Genomic DNA, 16,334 nt, shown 5'->3' with positions numbered 1-16,334 from the left:
GCTCTCGCAGCCGGGAAGGTGTCCGCTGACGTAAGGATCATAGCGGCTGCCGGACGGGTTGTCTCCATCCCGTCTTCGCCTCGTCGTCGACGCGGGCCCTCAGATCTCGACTGCGCCGATCGTTTCCTCGTCGAACGCCACGCTCTTCACGATCGCCACCACCGGCAGGCCCGGCACGAGGGCGAGTTCGTGGACGGCGAGACGCGTCACCTCGGCGACCAGGCTCGCCTCGCCGCAGGCGATCTCGACCCGGGCATGGGGTCCGTCGCCCGGGGCCACGGCTGTGACGGTGCCGGAGAGGACGTTGCGGGCACTCAAGGAGCGCGGCGCCTCGCGGGCCACCAGCACGTCGCGGGCCCGCACCCGCACCCGCACGGTCGTGCCCAAAGGCAGGGGCAGCCGCGGCACGGTCAGGCGGCCGGGCGGGCCGTCTAGGCGGGTGAGGCCGAAGGCGTTGTCATGGGCGGCGACACGCAGGTGCAGCAGGGCGCCGGTCTCTCCCGTGTCGCGGCCCGGAAACAGCCCGCCCCGGCGCAGGATCTCGGCGGCGGGGCCGCAGGCCGCCACTTGTCCGTGATCCAGCACCACCACCGTGTCGGCGAGGCGTGCCACCTCGGCGAGCGCATGGCTGACATAGATGATCGGCACCCGCGCCTCGTCGCGCAGGCGCGCCACGTAGGGCAGGATCTCGGCCTTGCGCGCCTCGTCCAGCGCCGAGAGCGGCTCGTCCATCAGCAGGAGCCGCGGCCGGGCGAGCAGGGCCCGGCCGATCGCGACGCGCTGGCGCTCCCCGCCCGACAGCCCGGCCGGCCGCCGGTCGAGCAGGGCGCTGATTCCGAGAAGATCGGCCACCGCCTCCAGGCTCGGGCCGCCGGCGCGGTCGCGGGAAAACCAGCGCCCGAACAGCAGGTTCTGGCGCACGCTCAGATGCGGCATGAGCCGCGCGTCCTGGAAGACGTAGCCGATCCGGCGCCGGTGCACCGGCACCCGGACACCATGATCCGTATCGAGGAGCGTGACGCCGTCGACCACCACCCGCCCACGATCCGGCCGCACGAGGCCGGCGATCACGTCGACGAGGGTCGACTTGCCGGAGCCGGATCGGCCGAACAGGGCGGTGACCCGCCCCTCCGCAGTGAAGCCCGCATCGAGCGCGAAGGCGCCGCGGACGTGCCGGACCGCGACCTCGATCATGCGCCCAGCCTGCGCTTCGCCCGCCGCGCCAGCCACTCGGAGGCCAGCAGCGCCGCCATCGACAGGGCGACGGAAACCAGGGTCAGGCGGAGCGCCCCCGCCTCGCCCCCCGGCACCTGGGTCAGGGTGTAGATCGCGGACGGAAGGGTCTGGGTCTCGCCCGGGATGTTCGACACGAAGGTGATGGTGGCGCCGAACTCCCCCATCGCCTTGGCGAAGGCGAGCACCGCCCCAGCGAGGATGCCCGGGAGCGAGAGCGGCAGGGTGACGACGAGGAAGACCGCGGCCGGCGAGGCCCCGAGCGTGCCGGCGGCCTGTTCGAGCTTGCGGTCGACAGCCTCGAGGGAGAGCCGCATCGCCCGCACCATCAGCGGGAAGCCCATCACCGCGCTGGCGAGCGCCGCCCCGGTCCAGCGGAACGAGAACACGATGCCGACCTCCGCGAGCGCCGGCCCGAACCAGCCCCGGCGCCCGAAGGCGAGGAGCAGCAGGTAGCCGGTCACCACCGGCGGCAGGATCAACGGCAGGTGGACCAGTCCGTCGAGGAGCGCCCGGCCGCGGAACTCCCGGCGAGCGAGGAGATAGGCGACCGCGAGCCCCGGCAGCAGGCTCGCGAGCGTCGCCACGCTCGCCACCAGCAGGCTGAGCCGGAGCGCGCTCCACTCGTCGGGGGTGAGGAACAGGGGAGGGGTCATCCGGCGGACAGAACCCGTACCATGGCGGATCGGCGCCCGGAGTCCAGGCCCCGCGCGGCAACGCTGGGTTTCGGGGCCTTCGATTGATCCGGGCCGCGATTTGAGGCCTGTGAGGACGACCCACCCGCTCCCCGGAGGCCTGGATGATCACCTTCTACTTCAACGGCTCGCCCAACCCGACGAAGGTCGCGCTCTTCCTGGAGGAGGCGGGGCTCGCTTACGAGCCGGTGGCGGTGGATACCCGCAAGGGCGAGCAGTTCTCGGCCGATTTCCTGAAGCTCAACCCGAACGGCAAGGTGCCGGTGATCGTCGACGACGGCACGGTGGTGTTCGATTCGAACGCGATCCTGCTCTACCTCGCCGAGAAGACCGGCCGCTTCCTGGCTCCGGCCTCCGAGCGCGGTGCGCTCCTGTCCTGGCTGATGTTCGTGGCGACCGGCATCGGGCCGTTCTCGGGCCAGGCGGTGCATTTCCGCCATTTCGCCCCCGAGACAGTGCCGTACGCGAACGATCGCTACCAGTACGAGGTGAGGCGCCATTACGGGGTGCTCGACGGCCATCTCGCCGGGCGCGAGTGGATGGTGGGCGACGCCTACGGGATCGTCGACATGGCGGTCTGGGGCTGGGCCCGGATGCTGCCCTTCGTGCTCGGCGAGGGCGCCTTCGACGCGTTCCCGAACCTGAAGCGCCACCACGACGCCATCGCGGCCCGCCCCGCCGCTGCGAAGGCCGTCGCCCTGAAGGACCGCTTCCCCTTCAAGGCGGAGCTCGACGCCGAGGCGCGCGGGCACATGTTCAAGCACCTGAAGCCGGCCGTCTGAGCCGGTACCAGGAAAAGGGAGGAGACACGTCATGAAGACCTTCGACAACCCATTCAAGCGCGCGCTCGCGGAAGGGCGGCGCCAGGCCGGCCTGTGGATGACCACCGGCTCAGCCAGCATCACCGAGCTTGCCGCCGGGGCCGGCTTCGCCTGGATGCTGATCGACATGGAGCATTCGCCCAACGACCTCATCCAGGTCGTCGACCATCTGCGGGCGGCGGAAGGCGGCACCGCCGAGCCGGTGGTGCGGGTGCCGTGGAACGAGCCGGTGATGGTCAAGCGCCTGCTCGACCAGGGCGCCCGCTCGCTGATGTTCCCGTTCGTGCAGAGCGCCGAGGAGGCGCGACGGGCCGTCGCCGCGACGCGCTATCCGCCCCACGGCATCCGGGGTTTCGCCGGCACCTCCCGGGCCACCGGCTATGGCTTGCGGCCGGATTACCATGCCCGCTCGGGCGACGAGGTCTGCGTCATCGTGCAGGTCGAGACCAAGGAGGCGCTGGCGGCGGCCGGGGAGATCGCGGCGGTCGAGGCCGTCGACGGCGTCTTCATCGGCCCGAACGACCTCGCCGCCAGCATGGGCCATCTCGGCGAGCCCGATGCGGCTCCGGTGCGGGCCGAGATCGCCGCGGCCCTGACGCGGATCCGCGCTTCGGGCAAGGCGGCGGGCCTCCTCAACTTCAGCGAAGCCGGCGCCAAGGCCGATTTCGAGGCCGGGTTCGGCTTCGTGGCGGTGGCCGGCGACGCCCACCTGCTCGCCCGCGAGACGCAGCGGGTCGCCAAGCTCTTCAACACCTGACCCACCCGCCCCGGAGGACACGAGATGGCCGCCCCGTCGTTCCAGCACCGCTTCGAGCCCGCCACCGACGCGGGGTCCGTGCCGCTCCTGCTCCTGCACGGCACCGGGGGCGACGAGGACGACCTCCTGCCCCTCGGCCGGGCTTTGTCGCCCGGGGCGGCCCTGCTCTCCCCCCGCGGCCAGGTGCTGGAAGGCGGCGCGCCGCGCTTCTTCCGCCGCCTCGCCGAGGGCGTGTTCGACGAGGCCGACCTGGTGCGCCGGGCCGGCGACCTCGCCGGTTTCGTCACCGCGGCGCGGGCGGAATACGGCATCGCCGCGCCGCTCGCCGTCGGCTTCTCGAACGGCGCCAACATCGCCGCCGCCCTGATGCTGCTGCATCCGGGGGTGCTCGCTGGCGCCGTGCTGCTGCGGGCGATGGTGCCGCTCTCCGCCCCGCCGGCCGGGCGCCTCCAGGGTGAGCCGGTGCTGATCCTGTCGGGCCGGATGGACCCGATCGTGCCCGCCGACAACGCCGCGCGCCTCGCCGGGATGCTCACGCAGGCGGGCGCCGCCGTCACCCACGAAGTGCTGCCCGCCGGCCACGGCCTGTCGCAGGCGGATCTGGTGCGGGCGAAGACGTGGTTGACGGGACGGCCCGGCTGACCGGGCGGCCGCGATCGTCTCTCAGGCAAGCCCGAGCAAGGCCGCGAGGCGGGCGCGCACGTCGGCCATCAGTTCGGGCGGAGCAACGGCAAGCGGGCACGCACCGCGCTCGTGCCATGACACGCTCTTGGCCTGGTCGGACAGCACCACGCCGCGCAAGCTGTCCTGTTCCGCTCCGTCGAGGAGGCCGAGACCCGGCGGAAGGGCAATGCCCGCCGGGACCGGAACCGCGAAAGGATAATCCTTCACGCGGCTGGTGATCGGGCAGACGATGCAAAGCCGCGTCACTGTATTATAGCGCTTCGGCGTGAGCACGAGGGCCGGGCGGATGCCGGCCTGCTCGCGCCCGGCCTGCGGGCTGAAGTCGAGGGCGATGACCTCGCCGAGATCCGGGCAATGCGGCTGATCAGGCGATTTCCGCGCCTCGCGGAGCATCCGCGAAATATTCTTCATAAATATTCTCTTCTGTGATGCCAGCGAGCAACTCGTCGAGCGAGTAGCGAGGCTGCTGGTGAATAGGCTTCACGATCAATTTTCCGGATTCGACACTCAGGTCTGCTGTCATGCCTTCTGCCGCGCCAAGCTCACGTAATGCGTGGCTCGGAATACGCAGGGCGATACTATTGCCCCATTTTGCGAACTGCACAAGCATTGCCAAACCTCAAACACACACCCTGACACATATCGGTTGTCGATACGAGGTATATACGTACAGGCGATTTCACACAAGGTGCGCCCCAGGCTTGCACGGGCGTCGCCCGCTTGGGGGCGAGGGGAGGCCGGGCAATGCGGCGTCTTTTCTCGTCAGCGACGAAATCCCCTCACGTCCGCTCCGCCACCGTCTTGCCCCCGTGCTTCTGGCGCAGCGCGTCGATCTGCTCCTCGGCTTGGCGGAAGGCGGCGAGGCTCGGGCCGGTCAGTTCGCGGGCGCTCGGCAGGCGGATCTTCATCGGGTCGACGAAGCGGCCGTTGATCGCGACCTCGTAATGGACGTGCGGGCCGGTCGAGAGGCCGGTGGTGCCGACCGCACCGATCACCTGGCCGAGACGCACCCGGGCGCCCGGCGCGATGCCGCGGCCGATATAGGCCATGTGGTTGTAGGCGGTGGTGTAGCCGTTGGCGTGCTGGATCTCGACCCGGTTGCCGTAGCCCGAGCGGGCGCCGGCCGACACGATCGTGCCGTCGCCGGTCGCCATGATCGGCGTGCCGCGGGTCGCCGCCCAGTCGACGCCGTTATGCGGCCGGGAATAGCCGAGGATCGGGTGCTGGCGCAGGCCGAAGGGCGACGAGATCCGCCCCTCGGCCACGGGGCGCCGCATCAGGAATTTCTGGCTCGAGCGGCCGTTCGGGTCGAGGTAATCGACCTCGGAGGTGCCGGGCACCCGGTAGCGGTACAGGCCGTAGGTCTCGTCGTGGACGCGTAAGCCCACATAGAGCAGCTCGGGCTTCGCGTCGTCGTCCTCGGTGAAGAACAGCTCGGCCCGGTCGCCCGCAGAGGTGCGCTGCTGCAGGTCGGTGGAGGTCGCCAGCGCCATGACCATCTCCTCGATGATCGGGCGCGGCACGCCGTTCTTGAGCGCGGTGCCGTACAGGCTCTCGTAGAGGGTGACGCCGGATTCCTCGTCGTCGTCCTGCGTCGCGCCCGCGCGCGGTGGCGCCACCGAGACGAAGCCGCCGCGGTCGTTGGCGGCCACGATCTCCTGGATGCCGTCCTCGCCGTAGAGGGTGACCCGGACGATGCCGCGCTCGTTCCCCTTGCCGCTCCCCTGGTTCTCGCCCTCGGGGGCGATGAGCAGGCGCACGTGCTGGCCCTCGGACAACTCCCCCTTCGCCCGCGCGCTGAGGCTCGCCAGCATGGCGTTAAGCCGCGCCGGCTCGGCGCCGTTGCGCTTGAGGAGATCCGCCAGGCTCTGGTCCTTGGCGAGCACGAGGTCGCGCTCCTCGACCAGCCGCGCGCCGGCACTCTCGCCGCCGGTGCTGGTCTCCGGGATCTCGGTCAGGTTCTCGGGCAGGATCCGGACCTCGATGTTGCGGAACCGCGCCTCGAGCCCGGGATCGTCGGGGAGCGCGGCCGGCCGCAGGGCCCGGGAGAGCAGGCGCTCGGCCGGGAAGGCCGGCGGCAGCGCCCCGTTTGCGAGGGTCTGGGTCTCGGCCACCAGGGCGTCGACCTCCGCATCGGTGAGGGCAGGCGCATCGTCGTCGAGCGCCGCCTCGGCCAGCGGGCTGCGGGTCAGGGTGACGGCGGTCTCGGCCGGGTCGGTATCGCCCTCGGGGGCGGCCGGCGCCTCGATCCGGGCGCTGCGCATGGGATCGAAGGGCGGCACCGGCACGTCGGGCGCGCGCAGGGGCAGTTCGGTGGCGATCTGCACGTAGGCGTGGAGGCGGATCACCTCGCGCTCGCCGGCCCGCTCGCTCATCGGCGCCTTGAAGGCGGTCTTGGCCGCCACGATCATCTCGTCGCGCACCAGCCGGTCGCCCTTGCGGGCGGCGTCGCCGGAGCCGCCCTCGCCGTGGGGCGGCAGCGCCCGCTCCGGCAATGTCGGCACTACGCCGTCGGCGGCGGCGAGGTAGAGCGCGACGCCGATCAGCCCGGCGCCGGTGATGCCGGTGAGCAGGCTGCCGGCGAGCCAGCGCAGGTTGAGGGCCTGCCGGGGCGGCCGCGACGCGACGGGCGAAGCGGGAAGGGAGGGCGCGTCGACGAAAGCGGACAAGGAATCGGGCCCTGGAATCAGGCGGAGGCTTGAGCCCCGCCCTTGGCGCCGAAACCGTGACCGTTTTGAGACGCGGACGGCTCTCCCTACTCTGCCGCTTCCCGCGCCGCGTAGCCGAGGCGGGCGTTCAGCTCGTCGATCAGCGAGGAGGCGGCCTCCGCGATGACGGTGCCGGGCGGGAAGATCGCCGAGGCGCCGGCCTGGCGGAGCGCCGCGAAGTCGCCCGGCGGGATCACGCCGCCGACGACGATCATCACGTCGGGCCGGCCGGCCTCGTCGAGAGCCCGCTTCAGTTCCGGCACGAGCGTCAGGTGGCCGGCGGCCAGCGACGAGACGCCGACGATGTGGACGTCGTTCTCCACCGCCTGGCGCGCCGCCTCCTCGGGGGTGGCGAAGAGCGGCCCGATATCGACGTCGAAGCCGAGATCGGCGAAGGCCGATGCGATCACCTTCTGGCCGCGATCGTGCCCGTCCTGGCCCATCTTGGCGACGAGGATGCGGGGACGGCGCCCGTCGGCCTCCTCGAAGGCCTCGACCTGCCCGCGCACCCGCTCGACCGCCGCCGACATGCCGCCCATCTCCCGCTTGTAGACCCCCGAGATCGCCCGGATCTCGGCCCGGTGCCGGCCCCAGGCCCGCTCCAGCGCCTCCGAGATCTCGCCCACCGTGGCCTTTTCGCGCGCCGCCTCGACGGCGAGCGCGAGCAGGTTGCCGGAGCCCTGCGCGGCCTCCGTCAGGGCCGCGAGCCGCGCCTCGACCGCCTGCCCGTCGCGCTCGGCGCGCAGGCGCTTGAGCTTGTCGATCTGGAGCGTGCGGACGTTGCCGTTATCGACCCGCAGCAGGTCGATCGCCCGGTCGCCGTCCGGCTTGTAGCGGTTGACGCCGACGATGACCTGCTGGCCCGAATCGATCCGCGCCTGGGTGCGGGCCGCCGCCTCCTCGATGCGCAGCTTCGGGATGCCCGCCTCGATGGCCTTCGCCATGCCCCCTAACGCCTCGACCTCGCGGATATGGGCGGAGGCCCGGGCGACGAGATCCTGGGTCAGCCGCTCGACGTAGTAGGAGCCGCCCCACGGATCGATGATCCGGGTGGTGCCGCTCTCCTGCTGCAGGAAGAGCTGGGTGTTGCGGGCGATGCGGGCCGAGAAGTCGGTGGGGAGCGCCAGCGCCTCGTCGAGGGCATTGGTGTGCAGCGACTGGGTGCCGCCTTGCGTCGCCGCCATCGCCTCGACGCAGGTGCGGGTGACGTTGTTGAACACGTCCTGCGCCGTCAGCGACCATCCGCTCGTCTGCGAGTGGGTGCGGAGCGCCAGCGACTTGTCGGATTTCGGCGAGAAGTCCTTGACGAGGGAGGCCCAGAGCAGGCGGGCCGCCCGCATCTTGGCCACCTCCATGAAGAAGTTCATCCCGATCGCCCAGAAGAAGGACAGGCGGGGAGCGAACTTGTCGATGTCGAGCCCCGCCGCCATCCCGGCGCGGATGTACTCGACGCCGTCGGCCAGCGTGTAGGCGAGTTCGAGGTCCTGCGTCGCCCCGGCCTCCTGCATGTGGTAGCCGGAGATCGAGATCGAGTTGAACTTCGGCATGTGGGCCGAGGTATAGGCGAAGATGTCCGATATGATCCGCATCGACCCGGCCGGCGGGTAGATGTAGGTGTTGCGGACCATGAACTCCTTGAGGATGTCGTTCTGGATCGTGCCGGCGAGCTTTTCCGGCGGCACCCCCTGCTCCTCGGCCGCGACGATGTAGAGGGCGAGGACCGGCAGCACCGCGCCGTTCATCGTCATCGACACGGTCATCTGGTCGAGGGGGATGCCTGAGAACAGCGTCCGCATGTCGTAGATCGAATCGATCGCGACGCCCGCCATGCCGACATCGCCCGAGACCCGCGGATGGTCGGAATCGTAGCCGCGGTGGGTCGCGAGGTCGAAGGCGACCGACAGGCCCTTCTGCCCGGCCGCGAGGTTGCGGCGGTAGAAGGCGTTCGAATCCTCCGCCGTGGAGAAGCCGGCATATTGCCGGATCGTCCAGGGCTGGGTCGCGTACATGGTGGGGTAGGGCCCGCGCAGGAACGGCGCGATGCCCGGATAGGAGCCCGCGAGGTCGATCCCGTCCCGGTCCCGTGGGCCGTAAGCGGCCTTCACCGGGATGCCCTCCGGGGTCATCCAGGGCTCGGCGGCGGCCGCACTCGTGGCTTGATGGGCCGCCGCGGCCGGCGCGAAGGCGATTTCCGAGAAATCCGGGATGCGGGTCATCGGCCTGCGGCTCTCGTTGCTGGCGTTCCTTGTCGCCAAACTTATAGGGGCGCGTACCGCCGCGGCCAATGGGTTGAAGGTCGGAAGGCGCGGCGCGGTCAGCGCACCTCCTCGCCCCCCGCCACCCGGCCGCGGGCCCTCGCCCGCACCCAGTCGCGCCGACGCTGGTCCGCCTTCGATTCGACCGCTTCCCGGTCCGCCGGCACGGTGGCGTAGAAATCCGCGACCGCCGCGCCGCCGTGGATGCGCTGGCCGCGGCCGGCCTCGTGACGCAGCCGCCAGCAGCCGAGCGCCTCCCGTTCGCCGTCGCTCCGGGCGCGGCTGCAGGCCTCCGCCCGGTTGGCGCGGGGCGAGGCCTCGGCGTGGCCGGCGAGGGCGAGGAGGGGGGCCAAAACGGGGGCGATGACGGCGAGACGGGACAGCGACGGCTTGCGGAGCATTCCGGACCTTTCGTATGGGGAGGGCCACAAGCCTAGAGACCCGTCCCCATGCCTGCAACCTCCCCGAGCACCCGGCCGTGACGCAGCCGGACAGCGCCGCGCGGCTCTGGGCGCCGCTCGCCGGGTTCGCGGCGGCCGAGGAACGCCTCGGCGAACGGGCGCGGGCCAAGGGCTCGGTCGCGGCCGGCCTCTACGAGTTCCTGCGCTTCGGCGTGAAGCAGGGCTGGGCCTGCCTGTTCGGCGGGGCGATGTGCGGCCTCCTGATCCTCACGCACCTCGCCTGGCCGGCCGGCGCGCCGATCGCCCGCTACGATTTCCTGACGCTCGCGGCGGTCGCGATCCAGGTCGCGATGCTCGCCTTCCGCCTCGAGACCTGGGAGGAGGCCAAGGTCATCCTGGTCTTCCACGCCGTCGGCACCGCCATGGAGCTGTACAAGACCCGGATGGGCTCCTGGGTCTACCCCGAGGCGAGCTGGCTTCGTCTCGGCGGCGTGCCGCTCTTCACCGGCTTCATGTATGCCAGCGTCGGGTCCTATCTCGCCCGGGTGTGGCGCCTGTTCGATTTCCGCTTCACCCGCCACCCGCCGCTCCCGGCCCTCGCGATCCTGTCCCTGGCGATCTACGCCAATTTCTTCACCCAGCACGTGATGACGGACCTGCGCCTCGCGCTGTTCGCCGCCGCCGCCGCCCTGTTCGGCCCCGCTGTCGTTCATTTCCGGGTCTGGCGGGCCTGGCGGCGCATGCCGCTGCTGCTCGGCCTGCTCCTCGTCACCCTGTTCATCTGGTTTGCCGAGAATATCGGCACGGCGACGCGGGGGTGGATCTACCCGCACCAGGCCGCCGGCTGGGCGGCGGTGTCGCCGGCGAAATTCGGCTCCTGGTTCCTCCTGATGATCATCTCCTACACGCTGGTGGCGCTGGTGAGCCGGCCGAAGGCGTTCACCACGCCGCCGCCCGAGCCGAGCGCGGCCATTGACGCGGGCGCTGCCAAGCCCAATTCCCGGATGGCCGTCGCCGCTTCCGTTCCGGCAACTCCCCTCTCGACGAATTCCCCATCGGAGTGACGAATACGGTGCCCGATCGCTTCCTGCGGGTCGCCCTGACCACCGCCCTCGTGCTGCTGGCCCTGTTCGTAGCGCAGCCCTACGTCACGAGCCTGCTGTTCTCCGCCGACGCGCCGCGGGCGGTGACGGCACGCGGCGACCTGTCGCCGATCGAGGCCTCGACCGTGGCCCTGTTCGAGCGTGCGGCGCCCTCCGTGGTCTACGTCTTCGCCCGCCAGCCGCAGGGCGCGGTGACCTTCGATCCCGAGACCGGCGAGCGCCGGCAGGGCGGGGGCGAGCAGACCGGATCCGGCTTCGTCTGGGACGCGGCCGGCCACATCGTCACCAACAACCACGTCATCCAGGGCGGCGGCGACATCCAGGTGCGGCTCTCCACTGGCGAGGTGGTGCCCGCAACGATAGCCGGCACCGACCCGAACTACGACCTCGCCGTGCTGAAGCTCGGGCGCGTCACCGCGAGCCCGCCGCCGATCGCCATCGGCACCTCCGCCGACCTCAAGGTCGGGCAGTTCACCTACGCGATCGGCAACCCGTTCGGCCTCGACCACACCCTGACCACCGGCGTGGTGAGCGCGCTCCAGCGCCGGCTTCCGACCGCGGAAGGACGCGAGCTCTCCGGGGTGATCCAGACCGACGCGGCGATCAATCCGGGCAATTCCGGCGGGCCGCTGCTCGATTCCGCCGGGCGCCTGATCGGCGTCAACACCGCGATCTTCTCGCCGTCCGGCGCCAGCGCCGGGATCGGCTTTGCAATTCCCGTCGACATCGTCAACCGGGTGGTGCCGAACCTGATCCGCACCGGCCGCACCCCGAATCCGGGCATCGGCATCGTGGCGGCGAGCGAGGAGGCGGCGGCCCGCCTCGGCATCGACGGTCTCGTCGTGGTGCGGGTGCTGCCCGGCTCCCCCGCCGCCCAGGCCGGCCTCCAGGGCGTCGATCCGGCGACGGGCGAACTCGGCGACATCATCATGGGGGTGAACGGCCGCCCGGTGCGCCGGCTGGCCGACCTCACCGCGGCCCTCGAAGCCGCCGGCGTCGGCAGCAGCGTGACGCTCCAGGTCGAGCGCGACGGGCGGGCGATCACCCTCTCGGTCACCCCGGCGGATATGGGGCAGCGCCGGCGCTGACGCTTCGGTCGCGGAGCGGGGCCGGATCGGCTATCCTGGCGCCGATCCGCCCTGGAGCTTGTTTTTCGTGACTCCACGCCTCCTGGCCGCCTTCCTCTTCACGGCCGCCGCGCTGCCTGCTGCCGCGGGCGAGCGCGGCACCCGCATGCCGCGCCTGTGCCCGCAGGACGCGCCGCCGGGCGTGCGCCTGCCCGACCGGCCCGAATGCCGCGAGGCGCCTCCCGCGGCCGTCCGGGCGCCGGCGCCGGGCTTCGTCGATCTCGGCAACGGCACCTCGCTGCGCGTCAGCGGCCGGGCCGCCTACGAGGTCGGATATACCGGGCGCTAGCTCCGCTCCTCGACCGCCGAGGATCCGGACCGAATCGCACGGCCGAAATCCGCCGCTCCGGAACCCTCCCGGCCTCCGCCGCATTCGCTGTGACCTGGCCTGCGCTGCGATTTGGCGCGACGGACTCGGCGTGACGGAGGGCGTGATGATCCTGGCAGCCTGTGAAGGCCGGCACTGGCAATACGAGATCGTCGAGCATGCCGACGGCTACGTCGTGCGGATGCGCGACCTCGATACCGGCGACGTCGATGCGGACGGCGCCACGGTCTTCCGTACCATGCCGGTCGCCTTCGCCTTCGCGGCGATGTCCGCCGCCTTCGACCGCTTCACCGCCTCGACCGACGAGGAGCCGGACGACGCCCAGATGGCCACCGACTTCGCGGTGAGCGAGCAGATTTTTTGCGATCTCAGCAGCCGCCTGTGCGACGGCGGCGTCGCCGGCAGCCTGGTCCAGGCCTGGGAGCGCCGGCCGGCGGAGGGGCCGCGGCTGACGCTGCACTGAGCCTCACGACCCGGAGGCTCACGACCCGAGCCGCTTGAGCGCGTCCCGCGCCGCCCGCTCGCCGTCGAGCGTCGCCCCGCCGACCGTCATCGCCGCCCCGCCCGCGGCGGCCTCGCCGGCGAGGAAGATCCGCCCGGCGACCGGCAGGCGCAGGGCGTCGCGGGCGGCGAGGTGGCCCGGCCGGGCGAGCGAGTAGCTGCCGCGGGCGAACGGATCGGTCCACCAGGCGGCGAGGCGGCCTCCGGTGACCGCGGCGCGGATCTCCGCCCCGAAGACGCTCACGAGATGGTCGGTCGCCGCGGCGAGGGCCGCCGTCTCGCCGGCCTCGCACAGGGCGCGGGCGCCGTCGCCGCCGCAATGCAGCACCGCCAGCGGCTTCCCGAACGGCTGCATCTCCAGATAGGCGGTGAGGCCCGGCGTGCCGGTTCGCAGGATCACGGCATCGCGCAAGTCCTGAGCCTTCAGCCGGGCGAGGTCGAGGGCGAGGCCGATCTTGGTGTAGGCACCCATCGTCAGCCCCGCCACCGCGTCCGCCGCCGCCGCCGGCAGGGCGGGGGTGAAGCGCAAGGACCCCGAGGCCAGCACGCCGACCGGCACCGTCACGATGGCGCAGGCCGCCCGCAGGGTCCCGCGCGGCGTCTCGACGGCGACGCCCGGGCCGCCCCAATCGATCGCCGTCACGGGCGTGTCCAGCCGCACCGGCAGGTCGGCATAATGGCCGGCCACCAGGGCGCCGTAGCCGTCGACCCAGATGTCGTCGCCGGACCAGAGCTGGTCGTAATCGGCGGCGGAGACCCGGTCCGGCTCCTCGCCGAGGGTGAGGCGGGTGAGCCCGGTCGCTGCGGCCCGCACCGCCTCGTCCTCGCCGGCAACGGCCTGCGCCACCGAGCGGTCCGGGCCGGCCGGGTGGTCGAGGAGGGCGCTCACCCGGCCGAAGCCGGTCCGGCGCTGACGCCGCTCGGTCTCGCTCGCCCGCACGCCGTCCCGCACCAGGACCGGCCAGGGGCTGGTGGCATCGTCGCTGGTGCGGACGCCCGCGGCCCGCACGATCTCCCGCCACGGATTGCGCTCGGCCCAGTGCACGTATTGCCCGCCGGCATCGAAGCTGCGTCCCGGGCCCAAGCTGGTCTCGGTGAAGGCGCGCCCGCCGATGCGCCCGCGCGCTTCCAGCACCACGACGCTGTGGCCGCCGCGCCGGATCGCCGCCGCCGCGGCAAGGCCCGCGGCGCCCGCGCCGATGACCGCGACGTCGGCATCCGCCGCGGCGCGGGCCTTGGCCGAGGCGGCCAGGATGGCGGCCCCGGCTAGCAGGGAGCGACGCGACAGCGTCATCCCGATTCTCCGTCTCGATGTCCTGTTCGTCCTCACCTCGGCGGCGGCGGGCCGCCGGCAAGCCTCGCGCGGCGAAAACGAGCGTCGCGCGGCGAAATATCGCCCGCTTCGACACCCGCGCTTCCGCGCCGCGGCATCGCTCGCTATGAGCGCCGCCATGCTGATTCGCCCCGCCCGCCCCGACGACGCCCCCGCCATCTGGTCGATCATCGCCCCGGTGATCCGCGCCGGCGAAACCTACACCCTCGACCCGGAGATGAGCGAGGCCGAGGCCCTGGCCTACTGGACGGGGCCGGACAAGGAGACCTTCGTCGCCGTGGAGACCGGCGAGATCCTCGGCACCTACTACATGCGGGCCAATCAGGCCGGCGGCGGCCGCCACGTCTGCAATTGCGGATACATGACGCGCCAAGGCGCAACGGGACGCGGAATCGCCCGGCGGATGGCCGAACACTCGCTCGATCACGCCCGCGCGCGCGGCTACCGGGGGATGCAGTTCAACTTCGTCGTCAGCACGAACGAGCGGGCCGTGCGGCTGTGGCACTCGCTCGGCTTCGAGACGGTCGGGCGGCTGCCGCTGGCGTTCCGGCATCCGGCTCACGGTGAGGTGGATGCGCTGGTGATGTTCCAGGCATTGTGAGAGCCGTTTTGAGTGAGTTGTACGCCGAAAACTGAGGTGGATCACGAGACATACCGCCCTCGTACCTCATGCTGAGAGCCCGTTTAAGTGAAAATTTCTGAAAAATACTTGAGTTTATTGGGTGGTATCCTGCCCGCCACCTCATCCTGAGGTGCGACCGTAGGGAGCCTCGAAGGAGGGCTCCAGAAATCTCCGAGCTAACTGGAGCCCTCCTTCGAGGCTCCTTTCAGTCGCACCTCAGGATGAGGTGAGAGGGTGGGAGAGCCTTGGTTTCCACAGTTCTTGAACAAAAATCCCTTTCACACGATTTCCAGAAGATTCTTGTCGAAAATCGTATCAACAGCCCCCGACCGTGAGTTTCCGCCTCACACGCATGAGCCAAGCTGATTTCCGCGTCGCGAAGCGATCATCATGAAATTGTATCAAGCAGTCTCTGAAGGACGTGCAGCAGAGCGGGTCTGTTCGTGGAGATCGATCAGGGCATCGCTGGATTTCGAAGTGCCGCGGCGCCATCATGGGCTATCGGCGATGTCGAGCTTCGCTATGGCGGCGAGTGGTGCCGGTTCGGACTCGTCGCGCCCGGTTGCCGAACCGTCACGCCCATGCCGAGAACGCCATCCGCCCCTGATTGTGCCCGAGATTGCGTGGCATCCGCTCGGCATGGAAGCCGGCCTCCCGCAGCCGCGCCAGCATCGCAGCCTCCTCGTACCGGGCAAGACCCAGCGTCCGACGCAGCGAGCGATAATCCGAGAGCAGGGTACGGACGAGGCCGATGGCGGCCGCCACGAGGAAACCCTCGCGCCGGGCGAAGGCGAGGAGGGCCGTCGCATCGGCCGCGGCGCCGAGATGCGGCGGGATCACGTCGGCGAGGATCAGGCGCCCGCCCGGCTTCAGCAGCCGGCGCCAGTCCCGAAGGCAGGAATCGAGCTCCGGGCCGGTCAGGTACTGGGCCAGGGAATTTGCCACCACGACGTCGAGGCTCGCCGCCGGCAGGGCGGCGACGTCGTCGGGGGAGAGGATCGCGATGGTCGGGCAGGCGGCGAACCGCTGTCCCAGGGCGTCGCGCTGGCGCGGGGAGGCGTCGCAGAGGAGGAGCCGGCCGCAAACTCCCGCGACCCGGTCGGCGCACAGCGCCTCGCCGCAGCCGTGATCGAGCACATGGGCGCCGGGACCATGGGCGCCCGGATGCGGCACCAGGGCGGCGATCTCCTCGGCCAGCCCGGCATAGTGCCGGGCCTTGTGGCGCGCATTGACGTAGATCGGGTTGTCCCGGTCCCAGAATTCGCGCCAGGACGAGATCACGCCGATCCTCCCGCCTTCCGCGCACGCGGCGGCGTCAGCCGCCGATGAGCAGAACCGAGACGGCCCGGTCGATCGAGAGGTAGAACACCGCGAAGGCGACGGCGGCGGCGAGCGCGAACTCGGCGGCGTCGTTCGGCAGGGCGCGCAATTCGCGCAGGGTCTCGCGGCCGTAGACGGCGCCGAGCCAAGCCACGGTCAGCACCACCGGCATCGCGAACAGGAACGACCAGGTGCTTTCCACGCGGCCCGCGGTCGGGTCGATCAGCGCGCGGATGTTGCGCACCCAGGGCGCCTGGGCGGCGGCCGCCAGCGTGGTCACCCAGGCCAGCCCCACGGCGATGCCGAGATGGGTGGTGAAGGTGCGGTGCAGGCGCGAGAAGCTGTCGGTGGCGGCGTGGTCGGTCACTGGATTCAAGCCCCGAATCGCGGCCCCGCGACGATCGTTCCTCGTCGTCGCTCCAGGGCGGTGGACGGCCGGGAGAATC

General features: G+C 71.3%; 18 protein-coding genes. 8 read left to right on the top strand and 10 right to left on the bottom strand.

Annotated features, from left to right (window positions below; translation table 11 throughout):
* Positions 1 to 99: 99 nt before the first annotated feature.
* Together modC and modB are read right to left on the bottom strand one after the other, a co-directional pair.
* The gene (gene modC / locus HBB12_RS10355; RefSeq protein WP_236989268.1) at positions 100 to 1,194 is read right to left on the bottom strand and encodes a molybdenum ABC transporter ATP-binding protein; all 1,095 of its coding nucleotides are present in this window, start codon (positions 1,192 to 1,194) and stop codon (positions 100 to 102) included.
* Positions 1,191 to 1,889, bottom strand: a complete 699-nt coding sequence (gene modB / locus HBB12_RS10350; protein ID WP_236989267.1) for a molybdate ABC transporter permease subunit — start codon at positions 1,887 to 1,889, stop codon at positions 1,191 to 1,193. Before modB ends, modC begins: the two co-directional genes overlap by 4 nt.
* A 143-nt stretch (positions 1,890 to 2,032) precedes the next feature.
* On the opposite strand from modB, the gene HBB12_RS10345 reads away from it, so the two are divergent.
* Genes HBB12_RS10345 through HBB12_RS10335 form a run of 3 tightly spaced genes read left to right on the top strand, consistent with a single transcriptional unit; the run spans position 2,033 to position 4,148 of the window.
* Positions 2,033 to 2,710, top strand: coding sequence for a glutathione S-transferase family protein (locus HBB12_RS10345; RefSeq protein ID WP_236989266.1), 678 nt, complete (start codon positions 2,033 to 2,035; stop codon positions 2,708 to 2,710).
* 31 nt (positions 2,711 to 2,741) lie between these two features.
* The gene (locus HBB12_RS10340) at positions 2,742 to 3,506 is read left to right on the top strand and encodes an HpcH/HpaI aldolase family protein (protein ID WP_236989265.1); all 765 of its coding nucleotides are present in this window, start codon (positions 2,742 to 2,744) and stop codon (positions 3,504 to 3,506) included.
* A gap of 24 nt (positions 3,507 to 3,530) precedes the next feature.
* Entirely contained in the window at positions 3,531 to 4,148 is a 618-nt protein-coding gene (locus HBB12_RS10335) for an alpha/beta hydrolase (protein WP_236989264.1), read from the top strand.
* Positions 4,149 to 4,169: 21 nt separating this feature from the next.
* On the opposite strand, the gene HBB12_RS10330 is transcribed toward HBB12_RS10335, so the two are convergent.
* The 5 genes from HBB12_RS10330 to HBB12_RS10310 form a co-directional block, all read right to left on the bottom strand.
* Positions 4,170 to 4,583, bottom strand: coding sequence for a type II toxin-antitoxin system PemK/MazF family toxin (locus HBB12_RS10330; RefSeq protein ID WP_236989263.1), 414 nt, complete (start codon positions 4,581 to 4,583; stop codon positions 4,170 to 4,172).
* Entirely contained in the window at positions 4,555 to 4,800 is a 246-nt protein-coding gene (locus HBB12_RS10325; protein WP_236989262.1) for an AbrB/MazE/SpoVT family DNA-binding domain-containing protein, read from the bottom strand. Before HBB12_RS10325 ends, HBB12_RS10330 begins: the two co-directional genes overlap by 29 nt.
* Before the next feature lie 169 nt (positions 4,801 to 4,969).
* Positions 4,970 to 6,859 carry a M23 family metallopeptidase gene (locus HBB12_RS10320; RefSeq protein ID WP_236989261.1) on the bottom strand — a complete coding sequence of 630 codons (1,890 nt, stop codon included), beginning with the start codon at positions 6,857 to 6,859 and terminating at the stop codon, positions 4,970 to 4,972.
* 86 nt (positions 6,860 to 6,945) lie between these two features.
* Positions 6,946 to 9,114: a methylmalonyl-CoA mutase gene (gene scpA, locus HBB12_RS10315; protein WP_236989260.1), complete on the bottom strand. Its 2,169-nt coding sequence runs from the start codon at positions 9,112 to 9,114 to the stop codon at positions 6,946 to 6,948.
* 98 nt (positions 9,115 to 9,212) lie between these two features.
* The gene (locus tag HBB12_RS10310; RefSeq protein ID WP_236989259.1) at positions 9,213 to 9,554 is read right to left on the bottom strand and encodes a hypothetical protein; all 342 of its coding nucleotides are present in this window, start codon (positions 9,552 to 9,554) and stop codon (positions 9,213 to 9,215) included.
* A gap of 77 nt (positions 9,555 to 9,631) precedes the next feature.
* Here HBB12_RS10310 and HBB12_RS10305 point away from each other — a divergent pair, with 77 nt between their 5' ends.
* From HBB12_RS10305 to HBB12_RS10290, 4 genes are all read left to right on the top strand, one after another.
* On the top strand, positions 9,632 to 10,618 hold the full coding sequence (locus tag HBB12_RS10305; protein WP_236989258.1) for a DUF817 domain-containing protein: 987 nt from the start codon (positions 9,632 to 9,634) through the stop codon (positions 10,616 to 10,618).
* A gap of 8 nt (positions 10,619 to 10,626) precedes the next feature.
* Complete coding sequence (locus HBB12_RS10300; protein ID WP_236989257.1) at positions 10,627 to 11,745, top strand: S1C family serine protease; 1,119 nt, start codon at positions 10,627 to 10,629, stop codon at positions 11,743 to 11,745.
* 67 nt (positions 11,746 to 11,812) lie between these two features.
* Complete coding sequence (locus HBB12_RS10295; RefSeq protein ID WP_236989256.1) at positions 11,813 to 12,073, top strand: hypothetical protein; 261 nt, start codon at positions 11,813 to 11,815, stop codon at positions 12,071 to 12,073.
* A gap of 145 nt (positions 12,074 to 12,218) precedes the next feature.
* Positions 12,219 to 12,575 carry a hypothetical protein gene (locus HBB12_RS10290; RefSeq protein WP_236989255.1) on the top strand — a complete coding sequence of 119 codons (357 nt, stop codon included), beginning with the start codon at positions 12,219 to 12,221 and terminating at the stop codon, positions 12,573 to 12,575.
* An 18-nt stretch (positions 12,576 to 12,593) separates the two neighbouring features.
* Here HBB12_RS10290 and HBB12_RS10285 read toward each other — a convergent pair whose 3' ends face one another.
* A complete protein-coding gene (locus HBB12_RS10285) occupies positions 12,594 to 13,907 on the bottom strand; it encodes a flavin monoamine oxidase family protein (protein WP_236989254.1) in 1,314 nt (437 codons plus the stop codon).
* Between the two features lie 157 nt (positions 13,908 to 14,064).
* Here HBB12_RS10285 and HBB12_RS10280 point away from each other — a divergent pair, with 157 nt between their 5' ends.
* Positions 14,065 to 14,547 carry a GNAT family N-acetyltransferase gene (locus HBB12_RS10280; protein ID WP_236989253.1) on the top strand — a complete coding sequence of 161 codons (483 nt, stop codon included), beginning with the start codon at positions 14,065 to 14,067 and terminating at the stop codon, positions 14,545 to 14,547.
* 594 nt (positions 14,548 to 15,141) lie between these two features.
* On the opposite strand, the gene HBB12_RS10275 is transcribed toward HBB12_RS10280, so the two are convergent.
* Together HBB12_RS10275 and HBB12_RS10270 are read right to left on the bottom strand one after the other, a co-directional pair.
* A complete protein-coding gene (locus HBB12_RS10275; RefSeq protein WP_236989252.1) occupies positions 15,142 to 15,849 on the bottom strand; it encodes a class I SAM-dependent methyltransferase in 708 nt (235 codons plus the stop codon).
* 34 nt (positions 15,850 to 15,883) lie between these two features.
* The gene (locus HBB12_RS10270) at positions 15,884 to 16,255 is read right to left on the bottom strand and encodes a hypothetical protein (protein WP_236992737.1); all 372 of its coding nucleotides are present in this window, start codon (positions 16,253 to 16,255) and stop codon (positions 15,884 to 15,886) included.
* Between the last annotated feature and the right edge of the window lie 79 nt (positions 16,256 to 16,334).

Origin of the sequence: Methylobacterium sp. SyP6R (assembly GCF_019216885.1) — a bacterium.
Classification (GTDB): domain Bacteria; phylum Pseudomonadota; class Alphaproteobacteria; order Rhizobiales; family Beijerinckiaceae; genus Methylobacterium.
This window is presented reverse-complemented; position numbering and strand designations above follow the sequence as displayed.